A 17,162-nucleotide genomic window follows, 5' to 3' on the forward strand; every position below is an offset into this window, starting at 1 on the left:
ATGACAGATTATAAACCTTGGAGTGCTGGCGCTTTGACCGCCAGGTACGCGCTGACGGAGTACCAGCCTACATTTGCTGGAACAAATGCGTGTGATTGCGACTGACTTCGAGTTTTTCTGCATGACCTTTCAGTCCTATCAACTGGCGGCCACGGAAATCACGGGTGACTTCGGCAATCGCAGAAACGCGCACCAGGGTAGAGCGGTGTATGCGCCAGAATTCTTTGGGATCAAGTTCGTCTTCGAGTTCTTTCAGTGATTTGCGTATCAGGTATTCTGCCTGCTCCGTCTGCACCAGCGTATATTTTTCATCAGAGCGGAAAAATAAAACCTCTTTGGTGCTGACCATGCGCAGGCTGCTGCCTACGCTGGCCTGTATCCAGCGCAGGTATTCACGCTTCTGGCTTTGCTGTTGCATTAATTGCGTCAGCATTTGTTCCACCTGTCTGGCCTGGTCGCTGGCGGCGTTGGTGGCATTGATGGTATTGGCGGGTGCGTTTTTTTCCTGCTGGCGCTGTTTTAATCTCTCCTGCAGGCGCTGGCAAGTACTTGCCAGCCTGTCGGCTTCTACCGGTTTCAACAGATAGTCCATGGCACCGCGCTCGAAAGCCTGTATCGCATATTCATCATAGGCAGTGACAAACACCACCAGTGCCTGCTTGGCCAAAATGCTGGCGGCTTCTATGCCGTTCTTGCCCGGCATGCGTATATCGAGAAAGATAATATCGGGGTGCAGTTCTTCTGCCTGTTCTATCGCGACTATGCCATTCGCAGCTTCAGCAATGATGGACAAGTCTGGCCATGCTTGTTGCAGGCGTGCGCGCAGTTGATCGCGCATCGGGCTTTCATCATCGACTATCATTGCCGTTGCTGCAGTTGCTAGTGCTGGCATGCTGTTCCCTGATACGTGATTGTGGAATAAGCAATAAGAATAATGTTCTTATTGTTTTGTGTCTATAGGCACCAGTATGCCAACCACTGCACCACCAGCCTGAGGTGCTTCAATGACCAGCTGTGCCTTGCCTGAATACAGCACTTTCAGACGTTCACGTATATTCGTCAGGCCCATGCCGTCATCTGCATGCATATCAAAACCCATGCCATTGTCGCTGACTTCGACCAGCAATTGCCCATCGACTTTCTTTGCCGTGATGCGGATATGCCCGCCTGTGGTCTTGGGTTCCAGGCCATGCTTGATGGAATTCTCCACCAGGGTTTGTATCATCATCGATGGGAAGGGTAAAAATTCCAGCTCGGATGGCAAGTCTATATCGTAAGTCAAACGCTCTTGCATGCGTGCCTGCATGATATTCAGGTAGGCACGGCACATGTCCATTTGCAGGCCCAGCTTGCCATTGCCCTTGTCACGCATTTGCGGCATGGCCGAGCGCAGGTATTTGATCAGGTGCTGATGCACCACAGTTGCCTGTGCCGGATTGGTTTCTATGAGCTGGCCTATCAGTGCCAGGGTATTGAACAAGAAATGCGGCTCTATCTGTGCCTGCAGTGCTGCCATTTCTGCTTCCAGCAAGCGGCGTTCCAGTGCTTCAACATCGGCACGGGTTGCAGCAGCAGTGGCGGCGATCTCTGCACTACGCTTGCCACCTGCCAGGCTCTTGATAATGAAAGAGGCGAATACCAGCGCGGGCATCAGGCCACCCAGGCCCAGGGCGCCACCTACTATTATGGCGACCAGCGAGATGCCGAGTAAAGATGACCAGGGCACTACTGCCAGCCAGTCAAAGAACTTCCACCAGACCACGGTCACCGTGTCGGTGATATCCATGATCAGGTCGAGTACCTTGTTATCGTCGCGATGTTTCATACCGTTTCCATTCGCCGCCAGTTTTGCCAGGCCGCTTATTCAGTTTGTGGGTTGCTTGCTGTCTTGTCTTTATCAGCAAATATCTTGGCAATGATAGCGCCAAACACCAGGCCATTTGCCAGTGATGATAAGTGCAGTATGCCGCCAGTGATCAAAGTCAGCAAAGCAGTCAGCAAGAGCTTCTTCCATGATGCCTGCAATATCCAGTCAAGAGCATGGCGGCCTGCATAGACCAGCGTGTCTGCCAGGTTTTTGGCAAAGTCCAGAACGGGGTTGTGGTTTGTGTTGTTCATGTTATCGCTCCTGTTAGTTGTTGTTTCAACGGTGACCAAAGTGTTTTCTGTTTGAGTATGCATTTTTCTCTCCTGTCAGCCGGATGATTTTCTTCATCCATGGACGCAGAATAGCAGGCACTTTTACAAGGCCGTAGCCGGTTGCGACTAACAGTAACTTGACAGGGTTCAACGGTTATTTATGGAGATGAATGGGACAAGAAACTTGAAAGAAGCTCGCCGCATCAATGCTCGGCAAGCTTCCTTTTTAGGGTGGATTTTATGTATTACACAACATCAGCCTGTCAAAACCCAGGCCAAAACCTATGCCCTGCTGATAGCTGCCACCGCCTACAACTTGCTTCTGTGCGCCTAGCGCAGGCACAGATATTTCAAAACCAGCTTCAGTGTAATAATCCAGTCCACGTTTGACTGAGCTAGCGACTTCATAAGCACCGGTTTTCAAAGCCACCATCTGTTCAGCCATGGCCAGCAACTCTGCACGACAGGCAGGATTGTCAGGATTGATGATTTCCACACCAAACTGGAAAAATTCGCGGTAGCGTCCTTCCTGTGGTTTTTCATAGCGCCAGCAACGTTCGAAATACCAGAGCTTCAGATTTTTCTTTTGCTTGAAGTGTTTGTCGGCGAGCAGCTGTACCGTAGCCGTAGCCTCGGGACGCAGGCACAGTTGCCTACCCTTTTTATCCGGGAAGACATACATCTGCGAGAGCACTTAAGTACCTGCCTTGTTGACATAGATATTCGCCGGCTCCAGCGATGGCAACATGATTTCGTTAAAACCATTAGCTTCAGCGATACCGATCAGGGCGTTAAGGAGACGGCGTCTTTCCCTGACTTCATCACCCACTAAAATTCTGACACCACGACTTTGTTCTTCTATTTTTAATTCCATATTTCACTCCATCACTGCATTGCAACATAGCTGCAGGGCGAGAGCGCTAAGCCCTGCTGGCTGCAGAAATAAAAAAGCCCTCTGTGCAGGCTGAGAGGGCTTTCTTGGTGATGGGGCTTAACATTCATCCAGGCAATAGCTCTCCCAGCCAGCGATGTGACTGATGTTGCGCTGCATGCAAAACGGATGTGGAAAAGGTATTCATGTTTTGAGCATAGAGTTGCTTGCAGGCTATGTCAACAGCGGCGATGAACAAAAAACAAAAAAAATTTTGCGACTTAAGAAAATTCAATCTTGTTACGTCTAATTACAACTTTTCAAAACATTATTCTTTCCATTTAATCATTCAAAACTTAAAATTCCGCCCTGCTTAACAAATGCCCAATTTTCTGGCTTTGTTAAAAATGATCTAGATATTTATAAAATATATTACTAATATATTTCAACCAAGTCATAAGCAAATTTAGTAAATGCGATTTGGTTAATGCAGTATCCGGCGCTATTGAATAGGGAGTTGACGGATATTGCTAAGAACGTGTTTACGATCTTACTGTGCGAACGTGATCGGGGCTCATGCGCTGCTCTTCAACCCGCTGACGCCCGCTCGCTACAGATCGTGAACACGTTCTAAAGGGAAGCAGAAGCAGCGGCATGCAGATGCATGTCTGCTGCTTCTACATATATGGGGCTGGTAAAGACCTTCTTCGAATTATTCGGGCGACGACAGCTTGCAAGCTGACGGATGAAAAAGCCTGAAGGGGATGGTATTGCCCAAAACTCTACAATCATCAGGGAGACGTATTACATGTTATATCCACATAAAATAGCAAGCATGGCGGGGCTGTTGGCCCTTAGCTTCACAGGTCTGGTTCAGATGGTGCATGCGGCGGATGCCGAAGACCATACACGTCTGAAGCAAGCGCCTATGCCGCATCAAAGGCAAAGTTTGCCGCCAACGGCAGAACAAAAGAAATTCAATCTGCCACCAACCAATGCGACACGCCTGGACTTGGGCATCGTCAACAAGCAAAAAAATCTGATGGCACCACCACCATCAGATGATTGCAAAAACATGGCGACGCTGGCGAATTACAGCGGCGATGCACTGGCGACTTACATCGTCAACCTGCCCAGCTATGAATGCCATTATGGTCTGTTTTCATTGAATGCGTCTGATGCAGCGAAGGTGTATTCTCCAGCCAATTTCACTGCTGTCATCAATCGCTTTGCGCAAGAAGCGACCAACTACAATGCCACCAATATGGCATTGGTCAACCTCATCATTTACCTGCGCGCCGGTTATTACCTGGCAGGCAGCAATACCATACCTGCACCATCAGCAAATTACCTGACCAGCATGCGTGGGCCCATCAAGCAACTGGTCGACGGCAATCAACTGTTCAAGACCAACAACGCTGGCCCAAGCACCGCAGCTGAGACCTTGAAACTGGTGACCAACCTGCATGATGAAGCTTACTACCTGAGCAGCGTCAAAAACATCATCACACGTTACACGAATACTTCATCCAATCCGGCGGCAACAGATGCCTTGAAGTCTTCCACTGTTGCTGACGCTTACACGGCTGCATTGACCATTCTGTTCTACGGCCACTCACGTCCTGATGCCTTGCCAATCTTGCGTAACGATATATCCTACGCAAATGCACTGAACAATTTTGTTGTCAACAACAAGGCGGCATTGCTGGGCACCAGCCTGGAGTATCAACTCAGTGATACCGAGAATGAAGCCTTCCGCTTTATGCAGTATGCCAACCTGCAGCCTACGGTCAAACCCATGGTCAAGTACCAGCTCAGCCATTCCAGTATGACAGGTAATGACAGCATGCTGTGGCTGAATGCCGCGTCAGCAGTCAAGTACTATGACAATGCAAATTGTGCGGAATACGGTACTTGTAATTACGAGACTACGCTGGCCAATACCATCCTCAAAAACAATTATACGTGCAGCCCCAGTCTGAAAATTCGTGCCCAGGACATGACCACGGCACAGTTGCAGGACTCATGCACCATGCTGGCAACCGAGGAAAATTATTTCCATACCATGCTGCAAAGCAAGCGTCAGCCAGTAGCCGGTGACAACAACACCGCGCTCGAAGTAGTCGTGTTTGATGACTATACCAACTACAGCAAATATGCTTCCATACTGTACGGTATCGACACCAATAATGGCGGCATGTATCTGGAAGGTGACCCAAGCTCGACCACCAATCAAGCGCGCTTCATTGCGCATGAAGCATCCTGGTTGCGCCCGACTTTCCAGGTCTGGAATCTGCAACATGAATACGTCCATTACCTTGATGGCCGCTTCGACATGAAAGGTGATTTTGGTGCAGGCACTGCCAAGCCTACCGTCTGGTGGATAGAGGGCATAGCCGAATACCTGTCACTGAAAAACAATAACCAGAAAGCCATAGACGTAGCAAAAAACGGCACCTACAAGTTGAGCCAGATTTTTGGCAACACTTATTCCATGGCTGACTATGTAACACGCGCCTATAGCTGGGGTTACATGGCCACCCGCTTCATGATGGAAAAACACCGCAGTGATGTAGATGCAGTCGTCGCCAAGTTCCGCGTTGGTGATTATGATGGCTACCAAACCTATATGGCCAATATAGGCACACGTTACGACAATGAGTTCACAGCCTGGGTTGCTGCCGCAACTACAGCAGGTGAGCCACCATTGCCAGTCGATAACAGCCTGCCTGATTGCCCTGCTGGTAGCTATCTGGCCAAAAACTGCGTGAAGCGTAATTTTGCTTCCAGCACCCAGACCTACACCTACATCATGGTTCCAGCCGGCGCAAAAAACCTGAAGCTGACAACCAGTGGCGGTACCGGTGATGTAGATCTGTATGTATCCATGGATAAATATCCAAGTACAGGTATCTACGACTACGGTTCAGTCAAGAGCGGCAATGATGAAAGCGTGACCATCGCCAACCCGGTTGCCAACCGCTGGTATTACATCATGCTCAACGCCAGACAGAGTTTCTCCGGCGTGAGTGTGTCAGCGACTTACGACTGATAGCAATCAACTGAAATTACGTAAACAAGGCCTGTAAACACAGATAAGCCACCTATAAATAAGCAATTGAGTGTTGGGGCAGACATGCAAAATGTCTGTCCCTTTTTTATTTGCCAGAAGGTGCAAAAGTACGCCAGGCCAAAATCCTGCTTTTTTGCTATTCTTTATATATGCCTGAACTCGCTCAGGTACACGGAATAAACAAGTCACAGGAGATCAAGATGCATAAAAGTCGATTGGCATGTTTTGTGATTGATTGCCAGGTGGATGATATTGAGCCTGGAACCAATTTCTGGGCCGGGGCCTTGGGTTATCCGGCGGGAGATGCGGATGAGAAATACGCGGTACTGGATGCCACCCCTACCGGCCCGAAAATGCTGGTGCAAAAAGTTGAACACCCTAGCCGCATTCATCTCGATATAGAAACCGACAATAAGGAAGCTGAAGTCCAGCGCCTGGAAAAACTCGGTGCCAAGGTCGTCAAAGTCATGGAGCGCTGGGTCGTCATGGAGGCGCCAACGGGACACCGGTTTTGTGTCGTCAATCCTCAGCGTCCCGATTTTCATACAGCCAGTGATGTCAATGTCTGGGATTGAAGTGTTTATTTGCTAGGGCTGCGGCCAGATTTCGGCAATCCGCAATAGATTGGTGGAGCCGGGCTGGCCAAAAGGTACGCCAGCGGTAATCGCGATCTGTTCACCGACTTGTGCCAGGCCTTCCTGCCAGGCGGTGTTGCAGGCAGTGGCGACCAGCATGTTTTCATCCGGTACAGCATCGCTGACGGTGGAATGCACACCCCAGACCAGGGCCAGACGACGTGCCGTGGCGGGTTTGGGAGTGATACTCAGTATCGGTGCCATCGGCCTTTCGCGCGCGGCGCGCAGGCTGGTGTGGCCGGAACTGGTATAAGTGACCGTGGCAACCGCGCCGACTATTTGCGTGACTTCACGCAGCGCAGCGCAAATGGCATCGCCCTTATTGTTTTGCGGTGTCTCATGCTGGGCCGCAATCATGTTTTTGTACAGCGGATCACGTTCCACTTCGCTGATAATGCGGTTCATGATCTCCACCGCAGCGACCGGGTAGGCACCACTGGCAGATTCTGCCGACAACATGACCGCATCGGCTCCATCATAAATCGCACTGGCGACATCCGAAGCTTCGGCGCGTGTGGGCACTGGTGCGGCGATCATGGATTCCAGCATCTGGGTCGCAATGACGATGGGTTTGCCATGGCTGCGGCAAACGCGCAAGATGCGTTTTTGTACACCGGGCACGCGTTCTGGCGGCAACTCCACACCAAGATCACCACGTGCCACCATGATGGCATCTGAGACGGCAACGATTTCTTCCAGCCTGTCCAGCGCTGCCGGTTTTTCGAGTTTGGATAATACTCCTGCACGCCCTGCTACCAGTGCCTTTGCTTCCACCACGTCTTCCGGCCTTTGTACAAAAGACAGGGCGATCCAGTCTGCGCCCATGTCGAGCGCAAATGAGAGGTCGCGCCGGTCTTTGTCTGTCAGCGCCGGGATGGGTAATACCGCATCTGGCACATTCACGCCCTTGCGGTCAGACAGACTGCCACCGACTATCACGCGTGTGCGTATGCTGTGGCCATCACTGTCGAGGACTTGCAGGCGCAGCTTGCCATCGTCCAGCAGTAGCGATTGGCCCGCAGTGATGACGGCAAACAATTCGGGGTGAGGCAGGCAGACGCGCTTGACGTCGCCAGGAGTAATGTCACTATCAAGTATAAATTCTTGCCCCGCAGTCAGTATCACTCTGCCATTGCTGAACTGGCCTACCCGTAGTTTGGGCCCTTGCAGATCGGCCAGTATGGCGATAGGGCGGCCCAGTTCAGTTTCGATTTCACGCACGATATTGCAACGCAACTGGTGGTCAGCATGGCTACCGTGGCTGAAGTTGAAACGGAATACATCGGCACCGGTTTCAAACAATGCCTTGATGACTTCTTTGCTATTGCTGGCAGGGCCCAGGGTCGCGACAATTTTGGCTTTGCGGCTGCGTTTCATGGCTTGCTTTCATTTGTTATAGACGACAGCCGTCGCGGCGCGCTGCGCCGTGGTGCTTGCTGCCTTTGAATGTTGAGAGAGTGCCTTACAAAATCAGTATGGCTCTGAAGTCGTTGACATTGGTGCGCGTAGGGCCACTGACGACCAGATCATCGAGTGCGCTGAAAAAACCATAGCCATCATTGTTTTCCAGCAGGCTGCGCGCACGTAACTGTTTTGCTGCGGCGCGTGCGATGGAGTCTGGTGCATACAGTGCTCCGGCATTGTCTTCCGAGCCATCTATGCCGTCGGTATCACAGGCGATGGCATGGATATCTTTATGGCCATCAAGTGCCACCGCCAGGCTCAGCAAAAATTCTGCATTGCGGCCACCACGTCCTTTACCACGCACGGTGACGGTGGTTTCACCGCCTGAAATCAATACGCAAGGCTTCTGGAATGGCTGGCCATGCTTTGCCACCTGCCTTGCCAGTGCCGCATGTACCAGGGCGACATCACGGGCTTCGCCCTCTATACCGTCTGACAAGATATACGGTGTGATACCTGCCGCACGTGCTGTCGCTGCTGCGGCTTCCAATGCCTCCTGAGCCGTGGCAATTACATGATGGCTGTGGCCTTGAAAACGTACATCATCAGGTTTGGGTGTTTCACCCTTGCCGCTTTCCAGATGCTGCAATATTTCTGCTGGAATAGCGATGTCGTATTTGCGCAAGATCGCCAGCGCTTCTGCGCAAATCGTGGCATCGGGCAAAGTAGGGCCGCTGGCGATGATGCCGGGTTCATCACCAGGTACATCCGATATCAGCAGGGTCACTACCCGTGCCGGGGCACAGGCCAGTGCCAAGCGCCCACCCTTGATGGCCGACAAATGTTTGCGTACGCAATTCATTTCAGAAATTGCTGCACCGCTTTTCAGCAAGGCCTTGTTGATGGCTTGCTTCTGTTCGAGACTGATACCGTCTGCAGGCAAGGCCAGCAAGGCCGAGCCTCCGCCAGAGATCAGGCAAAGCACCAGGTCATCCTTGCCCAGCCCTTGCACCATGTCCAGTATGCGCGCTGCAGCCTGTTTGCCTGCTTCGTCGGGCACAGGGTGAGCGGCTTCGACCACTTCTATCTTGCGGCAGTCTGCCCCGTGGCCGTAGCGGGTAACGACCAGACCTGAGAGTTCACCCTGCCAGTGATCTTCCACTACCTTGGCCATAGCTGCTGCGCCTTTACCGGCACCGATGACCAGCGTCCTGCCTATTGCTGGTGGTGTTGGCAGGAAGGCGGGCAGGCACTTCTCTGCGCTGACGGCGGCAACGGCGCTGGTGTAGAGGTCGAGCAAGAACTGGCGTGGGGCTAGGGTAATCATTTGGGGCTTTCTTAAAAACGGGTGGTGCTTAAAAAACTTGAAGCTTCATTCCCTCCCCTTCAAGGGGAGGGTTAGGGTGGGGATGGATTTCGGTTGATCAACAGCGTCGTAGGTTGGGCTACGGTTTACCAGCCCAACACTGGGCCTTTGATTAATACGTACGTCATTGAACCGTCGAGTGTTGGGCTGATGAAGCGTAGCCCAACCTACACTTTCAAATCCAAGTATGCCTTCAAACGCCTTATCGCCAGGTGAATTTTTTTCGTGCATCCACTACTGTTGACGGCTAACTAATATCAAGCCTTGGCAATTTCATGATTCGACATGATCTCTATCGCCCTGCACAGGGCCGAGTGATCGAGACCGCGCATGCCATTCGCCGAGCAGGCATTCATCAATTCCTGCGCGGTTGCGGTATTTGGCAAGGATACACCCAGGGCTTTTGCCCCTTGCAAAGCCAGGTTCAAGTCTTTTTGATGCAGTTCTATCCTGAAGCCGGGGTTGAAAGTGCGCTTGACCATGCGTTCGCCATGCACTTCCAGTATGCGCGATGCAGCAAAACCACCCATCAGTGCCTGCCTGACCCTGGCGGGATCAGCGCCAGCCTTGGATGCAAACAGCAGAGCTTCAGCCACGGCCTGTATGTTCAGCGCAACGATGATCTGGTTCGCGACCTTGGTGGTCTGGCCATCGCCATTGCCACCGACCAGGGTGATGTTCTTGCCCATCAATTCGAACAGGGGTTTGACCTTGTCAAATGCAGCTTCAGAACCACCAACCATGATGGTCAGGCTTGCAGCCTTGGCACCGACTTCACCGCCGGACACAGGTGCATCGAGGTAGTCACATTTCAGGGCATTGATTCTTTTTGCGAAGTCCTTGGTGGCAATCGGTGAGATAGAACTCATGTCTACCACGATCTTGCCAGCGTCGAGTCCTGCAGCAACACCGTTTTCACCAAACAGCGCAGCTTCCACATGTGGCGTATCCGGGACCATGATGATGATGATGTCCGCCCGCTTGGCGACTTCTTCGCCCGATGTACAGACGGTGGCACCGCGCTCTATCAATTCAAACGGCGGGTTCTTGATGTCGTGCAAATACAGCTTGTGGCCACCCGCCTGCAAATGCCCGGCCATAGGTGCACCCATGATACCCAAACCTATAAATCCAATTTTAGCCATGATAGTTCCTGATAATGTAGTAGTTGTTCATCTAAGACCTCTCAACACAGAGGCACAGAGGCACAGAGACACCGAGGAAAAGCAAAGAGAAAAATCTTGTTGATACATATGACTTAGGAAGAATTTGTCTTTCTCCTGCCTTTCTCTGTGTCTCTGTGCCTCTGTGCCTCTGTGGTTAATGGTCTTTCTCTTAGAGTCCGTGCGATTTGATCCAGCCCAGTCCAGCGGCAGTGCCGTTCTGCGGTTTGTATTCGCAGCCCACCCAGCCTTGATAGCCCATGTCGGCCAGTGCGGCGAAGATGGTGTGGTAATTGATTTCACCTGTGCCGGGTTCAAAGCGACCTGGGTTGTCGGCTAGCTGTATATGTTTGATCAGAGCCAGATTATTCTTGATGGTATTGATCAGTTCACCTTCCATACGCTGCATGTGATAGATGTCGTACTGGACAAAGATATTGTCTGAACCGGTGGCACGTATCAGGTCCAGTGCCTGCTGGGTGCCGGATAAAAAGAAGCCAGGTATGTCGTAAGTATTGATGGCTTCGATGAGCAGGCTGATATTTGCGGCCTTCAGTTTGTCAGCCGCATAGCGCAGGTTAGCGACCAGGGTTTGCTCTGCTTCCTGTGTACTGAAATTCGCCGGACGTATGCCGACCAGGCAATTCAGTTGAGTGACATTCAAGGCTTTTGCGTAAGCGATGGCGATATCCACACCCTGACGAAATTCATCGACGCGGTCTGGGTGGCAAGCAATACCACGTTCTCCTGCTTCCCAGTTACCTGCGGGCAGGTTGTGCAATACCAGTTGCAGATTATTTTCCTGCAGTTTTTCTGCGATCTGTTTTACTTCGAAAGCATAGGGGAATAAAAATTCCACCGCCTTGAAACCTGCCTGCGCGGCAGCGGCAAAGCGGTCGAGGAATGCATGTTCGGTAAACAACATGCTGAGATTGGCGGCCAGTCTGGTCATCGCATATCCTTGTAAATGAGTGACCGTAAGCCTCCCGCAGCCAGGCTACGGGAGTTCACGGGGTGCCAGACGGGGAGGTCCGGCACCTGAAAATTTTTCGCTAATTGTTTAATCGAGCAGGGCGATAGCCGTTGGAGCATGGCCATCTTCCGTCGCCAGCTCTTCAAATTCATTGATATTGCTGATCTCGGTACCCATGGCGATATTGGTCACGCGCTCGAGGATGATTTCAACGACTACGGGCACGCGGAATTCCTGCATCCAGCGCTGGGCCTGGGCAAAGGCGTCAGCAATGGCGCTAGGCTCAGTCACACGTATGGCCTTGCAACCCAGGCCTTCGACCACGGCAATGTGATCAACTCCATAGCCATTCAGTTCTGGTGCATTGATGTTTTCAAATGCCAGTTGCACGCAATAATCCATGTCAAAACCGCGCTGCGACTGGCGTATCAAACCCAGGTAAGAATTGTTGACGACCACATGCAGGTAAGGCAGCTTGAATTGGGCACCGACGGCCAGTTCTTCTATCATGAACTGGAAATCATAGTCACCGGAGATGGCAACCACCTGCCGTTGCGGGTCAGCCGCGCAGACACCGAGTGCTGCCGGTATGGTCCAGCCTAGCGGGCCAGCCTGGCCGCAGTTGATCCAGTGACGTGGGTAATACACATGCAGGAATTGCGCAGCAGCGATTTGCGACAGGCCTATGGTGCTGACATAGCAGGTTTCGCGGCCAAAGGCCTTGTTCATTTCTTCATACACGCGCTGCGGTTTCACCGGCACATTATCGAAATGCGTGCGGCGTAACATCGTGCGTTTGCGTTGCTGGCAATCGGCTACCCAGACAGATCTGTCTTTGAGTTTGCCTGCGGCTTTCCATTCTTTGGCAACTTCGATGAAAAGTTTTAATGCCGCACCTGCATCAGAGACGATGCCAAAGTCCGGGCCAAACACACGGCCAATTTGCGTGGGTTCTATATCGATGTGGACAAACTTCCTGTCCTTGGTAAACACATCGATGGAACCCGTATGCCGGTTGGCCCAGCGATTACCTATGCCCAGCGCAAAGTCAGATGCCAGCATGGTGGCATTGCCATAACGGTGGCTGGTTTGCAGGCCAACCATGCCAACCATCAGCGGGTGGTCATCTGCTATTGCACCCCAGGCCATCAGGGTAGGTATGACAGGTACGCCAGTCAGTTCAGCAAATTCCACCAGCAAGGCTGAGGCATTGGCATTGACGATGCCGCCACCAGCGGTGATCAGCGGGCGCTCTGCATCATTGAGCATGGCCAGCGCCTTTTCTATCTGGGCGCGGGTGGCCTTGGGCTTGTACACTTCCAGCGGCTGGTAAGTGTCAGGATCAAATTCTATCTCGGCCATCTGTACATCAAATGGCAGGTCAATCAGTACCGGGCCAGGGCGGCCAGAACGCATGATATGAAAAGCTTGCTGGAATACCATGGGCACGAGAGCCGGTTCACGCACCGTGACCGCCCACTTGGTAACAGGCTTGGCAATGGATTCGATATCCACAGCCTGGAAGTCTTCCTTGTACAACCTTGCCCTTGGTGCCTGGCCAGTAATACAGAGTATGGGTATGGAATCCGCCTGGGCAGAATACAGGCCGGTAATCATATCCGTACCCGCCGGTCCGGAGGTGCCTATACAGACACCGATATTGCCAGCCTGGGCGCGGGTATAGCCTTCGGCCATGTGAGAAGCTCCCTCAACATGGCGCGCCAGTATGTGTTTGATGGTGCCTTGCTTCTTCAAAGCCGCATAAAACGGGTTGATCGCCGCACCCGGCACCCCAAACACCTGGTGCACGCCTTCTTTTTCCAACACATAAGCCGCCGCTTGCGCAGCCGTCATCTTTGCCATTTTGCTCTCCAGTTTTGCTATTAGTCGTGTGTATGCAGATGTTGAAACACATGCTAAAGGCAAAAACCCAGTCTGATAAGACGACAAATTCTCGCTGTATTCGATACCTGAAGTATGGAATAATGACTCTTCAAAGATTTTCTCAGTGTCCCCTCTGTGGTGTAGCAGGGAATTCATGCGGCATGCCGCATGCCTGCGGAACGAAGACTTCTTGCAAGAAGTCTTTTCTTCCTCTGTGCCTCTGTGGTGAGGGGTTTTTGGCAATCAACCCGCAATAGATCATGGACAAACTCACCCAAATCGAAGCCTTCGTCGATGTCGTCGAAAAAGGCAGCCTGGCCCGCGCCGCGCTGGGCCAGAACATCACCCCGGTCATGCTGGGCCGCCGTATCGACGCGCTGGAAAAGCGCCTGGGCGTGAAGCTCATGCACCGCAGCACCCGTCATCTGACGCTGACAGAGCAGGGCACGGTTTATCTCGATCATTGTCGCAAACTGCTGGCAGACCTGGGTTATGCCGATCAACTGGTATCCGAGGGGCGGCACAAGGCCACCGGCCATCTCATCGTCTCAGCTCCTGCCGCATTCGGGCGCAAGCATGTGGCACCGCATGCGCCGCAATTCGTCAAGGCCAACCCTGCCGTACAGATTTCCTTCAACCTGACTGACAGGGTGGTCGATCTGATACGTGAGGGTTATGACCTGGGCATACGCATAGGCGGCAATATCGATCCCAATTTTGTTGCGGTGAAGCTGGCCAGCAACCGTCGTGTGGTGTGTGGTACGCCAGCTTATTTTGAGCGGCATGGCATACCGTGTACGCTGGAAGATCTGGCCCAGCACAATTGCCTTGCCTTCAACTTGCAGGGCGGGCAACAGCGCGGCTGGTATTTCCAGCAAAACGGCAAGCCTGTGACCATCAAGGTGGCTGGCAATCTCGATTGCAATGATGGTGAATTGCTACATCGCTGGGCTTGTGAAGACCTGGGCCTGGCCTGGCGTTCTTCCTGGGAGATACAGTCACAACTGATTTCGGGCGAGTTGATTACCGTGCTCGATGACTATGCCTTGCCACAATACGACATCGTCGCTGTGTACCCGCAACAACGGCATTTACCGGTGAAGACGCGCTTTTTCATAGACACGCTGAAAGCGATTTACGCACAGCCAGATTATTGGTTAAAGAATTAATAAAAACTTCCACATATTCAAATTCAAATAGCATCTATAGATATTCCTCAGCTTTGATATGGAAAAAATTAGGATATCGTCCTTTCACAAATTCTAATTATTCAATTGGTATATCCAAAATTGAGGAGACAAACGTGTTAACTTCCGAGCAAATTCCGGCTGCACAAGATAGCAACAGGCCTGTGAGTCACAGCCCTGCGCAGCTTTCCTTTCTCGACAAATTTTTCAAGTTAAGAGAAAACGGTACCGATGTACGTACAGAATTACTGGCAGGTCTGACGACTTTCCTGACCATGGCGTATATCATTTTCGTCAATCCCTCTATCCTGGGTGATGCAGGCATGCCCAAGGACTCGGTGTTTGTCGCCACCTGTCTGGCCGCCGCAATCGGTACCATGATCATGGGCCTGTATGCCAACTACCCTATGGCACTGGCACCGGGCATGGGCTTGAATGCCTACTTCACTTATGCCGTCGTCAAGGGCATGGGCATACCGTGGGAGGCGGCTCTCGGTGCGGTATTCATCTCAGGTTGTTTGTTTGTGGCAGTCAGTGTGTTTCGTCTGCGCGAGATGATCGTCAATGGCATACCGCATTCCATACGCACCGCCATTACAGTGGGTATAGGCTTGTTCCTGGGTCTGATCGCACTGAAAAATTCCGGCATAGTAGTTGCCAATCCAGCCACCATGGTGGGTATTGGCGACTTGCATAAGCCACAGCCTATTCTGGCGATACTGGGATTTTTCCTCATCGTGGCGCTGGACCGTTACCGTATCAAAGGTTCTATCCTGATCGGCATTCTGACAGTGACGGTATTGAGTTTCTTCTTTGCCGGTAATACCTTCAACGGTGTGGTTTCCATGCCGCCTTCGCTTGATCCTACCCTGTTCAAGCTGGATATCATGGGGGCGCTTTCCGTTGGTATCCTGAATGTCGTACTGGTATTTTTTCTGGTGGAATTGTTTGATGCAACAGGTACTCTGATGGGTGTTGCCAGCCGTGCCGGTTTGCTGGTCAACGGCAAGATGGAAAGACTGAACAAGGCACTGCTGGCGGATAGTACGGCCATCGTCGCAGGTTCTTTTTTGGGTACTTCCAGTACGACAGCTTACATAGAAAGCGCGGCCGGTGTGGAAGCCGGAGGCCGTACAGGTTTGACAGCCGTGGCTGTTGGCCTGCTGTTCCTGGCCTGTTTGTTTATTGCACCGCTGGCCAGCGTCGTTCCATTCTGTGCTACTGCTCCAGCCCTGTTCTATGTGTCTTGCCTGATGTTGCGTGAACTGGTTGAAATCGACTGGACAGACACGACCGAAAGCGTGCCTGCCGCCATCACTGCTTTGCTCATGCCTTTCACTTATTCGATTGCAACCGGTGTCGCATTTGGTTTTATTGCATTTGCTGTCCTGAAACTCTTGAGCGGGCGAGCCAAAGAAGTCAAGATCATCGTCTGGGCGATAGCAGCAATATTCCTGTTCAAATTCGTTTATCTTGGTGCAGGTTGAAGCAAGTATAAAAACGAAGCTACTGTTGAAAACAGCGCAGGAAACTGCGCTGTTTTTTTTGCGATATTTTTATGAAATGCAGAACCAAATAATATTTGCTGCATACTCCATCATATTCTGACAGGAAGATCAGGAATAAATTAGCTGGAGTAAACATGGTAATCGTAAGAAGTGCGGGTGAAGCAGATAATCTGCATATACGCAAGCTGGTGCAGGCATCACTGGCCAGTTTCAATCTCGTGGTTGAGTTTGATGGCCTCGATGCCGCCATAGGTTCAGCGGGTTTGCCTGCCAGTAAAAATCTCATCGAACTGGTTGCCGAATTGGATCAGCAGGTTTGCGGCTGCATCGCCTTGGAAGCCCTTGGATCGGTAAATGCGCAAGAAGCAAAAGTGTTTGGCTTTCATGTTGATCACCACTATCGTGGTAAGGGCATAGGGCGCAGCTTGTTGACAGCATTGATGTCGCAAGCGAAACAAAGGGGCTTGAAAACCCTGTATCTCGATACCTGGGACAACATGCACAGCGCCATCCGTCTTTATGAGTCTCTGGGCTGGATGCCAGCCCCTGACCCCGCGCCTGAATCAGGGGCAAACCGATCCTATGTTTTTACCATCAGTTGAGTTAGCATGTGCAGATTATGCGATGAGGTGAAACATGAGCGATGCACAGGCCGAATATGACAAACTGACCAAAAAGCTGACAGCGATAGCCTCAGCAGAACCTGGCCAGATGTTTGGCAAGGCATGTCTCAAAATCAATGGCAAAGCCTTTGTTGCCCTGCATAAAGAGACGGTCGTATTCAAATTGACAGGGGATGAACATGCAAAGGCGATTGCACTGGCAGATGCTGTCTTGTGGGACCCCTCAGGTAAAGGCCGCCCGATGAAAGAATGGGTGGCACTGACCGCAACGCATGGCAAGAAATTTCCCACACTGGCACAGGCTGCGCTTGAGTATGTGCAGTCCCAGACCTGAAG

General features: G+C 51.7%; 16 protein-coding genes. 6 read left to right on the forward strand and 10 right to left on the reverse strand.

What is annotated here, in order from left to right; translation table 11 throughout:
• Nucleotides 1-67 precede the first annotated feature (67 nt).
• The 5 genes from UNDYM_RS28370 to UNDYM_RS28390 all read right to left on the reverse strand — a co-directional run bounded on the left by UNDYM_RS28370 (nucleotide 68) and on the right by UNDYM_RS28390 (nucleotide 3,013).
• Nucleotides 68-892 carry a LytTR family DNA-binding domain-containing protein gene (locus UNDYM_RS28370; protein WP_162044152.1) on the reverse strand — a complete coding sequence of 275 codons (825 nt, stop codon included), beginning with the start codon at nucleotides 890-892 and terminating at the stop codon, nucleotides 68-70.
• A 48-nt stretch (nucleotides 893-940) separates the two neighbouring features.
• Nucleotides 941-1,825 (reverse strand): sensor histidine kinase, encoded by an 885-nt coding sequence (locus tag UNDYM_RS28375; protein WP_162044153.1) that lies wholly within the window; start codon nucleotides 1,823-1,825, stop codon nucleotides 941-943.
• A 35-nt stretch (nucleotides 1,826-1,860) separates the two neighbouring features.
• The gene (locus UNDYM_RS28380) at nucleotides 1,861-2,118 is read right to left on the reverse strand and encodes a hypothetical protein (RefSeq protein WP_162044154.1); all 258 of its coding nucleotides are present in this window, start codon (nucleotides 2,116-2,118) and stop codon (nucleotides 1,861-1,863) included.
• Nucleotides 2,119-2,377: 259 nt separating this feature from the next.
• On the reverse strand, nucleotides 2,378-2,833 hold the full coding sequence (locus UNDYM_RS28385; RefSeq protein ID WP_162044155.1) for an ATP phosphoribosyltransferase regulatory subunit: 456 nt from the start codon (nucleotides 2,831-2,833) through the stop codon (nucleotides 2,378-2,380).
• Complete coding sequence (locus UNDYM_RS28390; protein WP_162044156.1) at nucleotides 2,834-3,013, reverse strand: hypothetical protein; 180 nt, start codon at nucleotides 3,011-3,013, stop codon at nucleotides 2,834-2,836.
• Nucleotides 3,014-3,818: 805 nt separating this feature from the next.
• Between UNDYM_RS28390 and UNDYM_RS28395 the strand changes: the two genes are divergently transcribed.
• The gene (locus UNDYM_RS28395; RefSeq protein ID WP_232063625.1) at nucleotides 3,819-6,062 is read left to right on the forward strand and encodes a M9 family metallopeptidase; all 2,244 of its coding nucleotides are present in this window, start codon (nucleotides 3,819-3,821) and stop codon (nucleotides 6,060-6,062) included.
• Between the two features lie 221 nt (nucleotides 6,063-6,283).
• Nucleotides 6,284-6,658: a VOC family protein gene (locus UNDYM_RS28400; RefSeq protein WP_162044157.1), complete on the forward strand. Its 375-nt coding sequence runs from the start codon at nucleotides 6,284-6,286 to the stop codon at nucleotides 6,656-6,658.
• A gap of 12 nt (nucleotides 6,659-6,670) precedes the next feature.
• Here UNDYM_RS28400 and pyk read toward each other — a convergent pair whose 3' ends face one another.
• From pyk to gcl, 5 genes are all read right to left on the reverse strand, one after another.
• Nucleotides 6,671-8,095, reverse strand: coding sequence for a pyruvate kinase (gene pyk, locus UNDYM_RS28405; RefSeq protein ID WP_162044158.1), 1,425 nt, complete (start codon nucleotides 8,093-8,095; stop codon nucleotides 6,671-6,673).
• An 85-nt stretch (nucleotides 8,096-8,180) separates the two neighbouring features.
• On the reverse strand, nucleotides 8,181-9,449 hold the full coding sequence (locus tag UNDYM_RS28410) for a glycerate kinase (protein ID WP_162044159.1): 1,269 nt from the start codon (nucleotides 9,447-9,449) through the stop codon (nucleotides 8,181-8,183).
• Nucleotides 9,450-9,745: 296 nt separating this feature from the next.
• On the reverse strand, nucleotides 9,746-10,633 hold the full coding sequence (gene glxR, locus UNDYM_RS28415; protein ID WP_162044160.1) for a 2-hydroxy-3-oxopropionate reductase: 888 nt from the start codon (nucleotides 10,631-10,633) through the stop codon (nucleotides 9,746-9,748).
• Nucleotides 10,634-10,823: 190 nt separating this feature from the next.
• Complete coding sequence (gene hyi, locus UNDYM_RS28420; RefSeq protein WP_162044161.1) at nucleotides 10,824-11,603, reverse strand: hydroxypyruvate isomerase; 780 nt, start codon at nucleotides 11,601-11,603, stop codon at nucleotides 10,824-10,826.
• 108 nt (nucleotides 11,604-11,711) lie between these two features.
• Nucleotides 11,712-13,487, reverse strand: coding sequence for a glyoxylate carboligase (gene gcl, locus UNDYM_RS28425; protein ID WP_162044162.1), 1,776 nt, complete (start codon nucleotides 13,485-13,487; stop codon nucleotides 11,712-11,714).
• Nucleotides 13,488-13,768: 281 nt separating this feature from the next.
• Between gcl and UNDYM_RS28430 the strand changes: the two genes are divergently transcribed.
• The 4 genes from UNDYM_RS28430 to UNDYM_RS28445 all read left to right on the forward strand — a co-directional run bounded on the left by UNDYM_RS28430 (nucleotide 13,769) and on the right by UNDYM_RS28445 (nucleotide 17,160).
• On the forward strand, nucleotides 13,769-14,677 hold the full coding sequence (locus UNDYM_RS28430; RefSeq protein WP_162044163.1) for a LysR family transcriptional regulator: 909 nt from the start codon (nucleotides 13,769-13,771) through the stop codon (nucleotides 14,675-14,677).
• Nucleotides 14,678-14,859: 182 nt separating this feature from the next.
• Complete coding sequence (locus tag UNDYM_RS28435) at nucleotides 14,860-16,182, forward strand: NCS2 family permease (RefSeq protein ID WP_174245005.1); 1,323 nt, start codon at nucleotides 14,860-14,862, stop codon at nucleotides 16,180-16,182.
• A gap of 155 nt (nucleotides 16,183-16,337) precedes the next feature.
• Nucleotides 16,338-16,805: a GNAT family N-acetyltransferase gene (locus UNDYM_RS28440; RefSeq protein ID WP_162044164.1), complete on the forward strand. Its 468-nt coding sequence runs from the start codon at nucleotides 16,338-16,340 to the stop codon at nucleotides 16,803-16,805.
• A gap of 34 nt (nucleotides 16,806-16,839) precedes the next feature.
• Entirely contained in the window at nucleotides 16,840-17,160 is a 321-nt protein-coding gene (locus UNDYM_RS28445) for a hypothetical protein (protein WP_162044165.1), read from the forward strand.
• Nucleotides 17,161-17,162: the final 2 nt, after the last annotated feature.

It is taken from the genome of Undibacterium sp. YM2 (assembly GCF_009937975.1).
GTDB lineage: Bacteria > Pseudomonadota > Gammaproteobacteria > Burkholderiales > Burkholderiaceae_D > Undibacterium.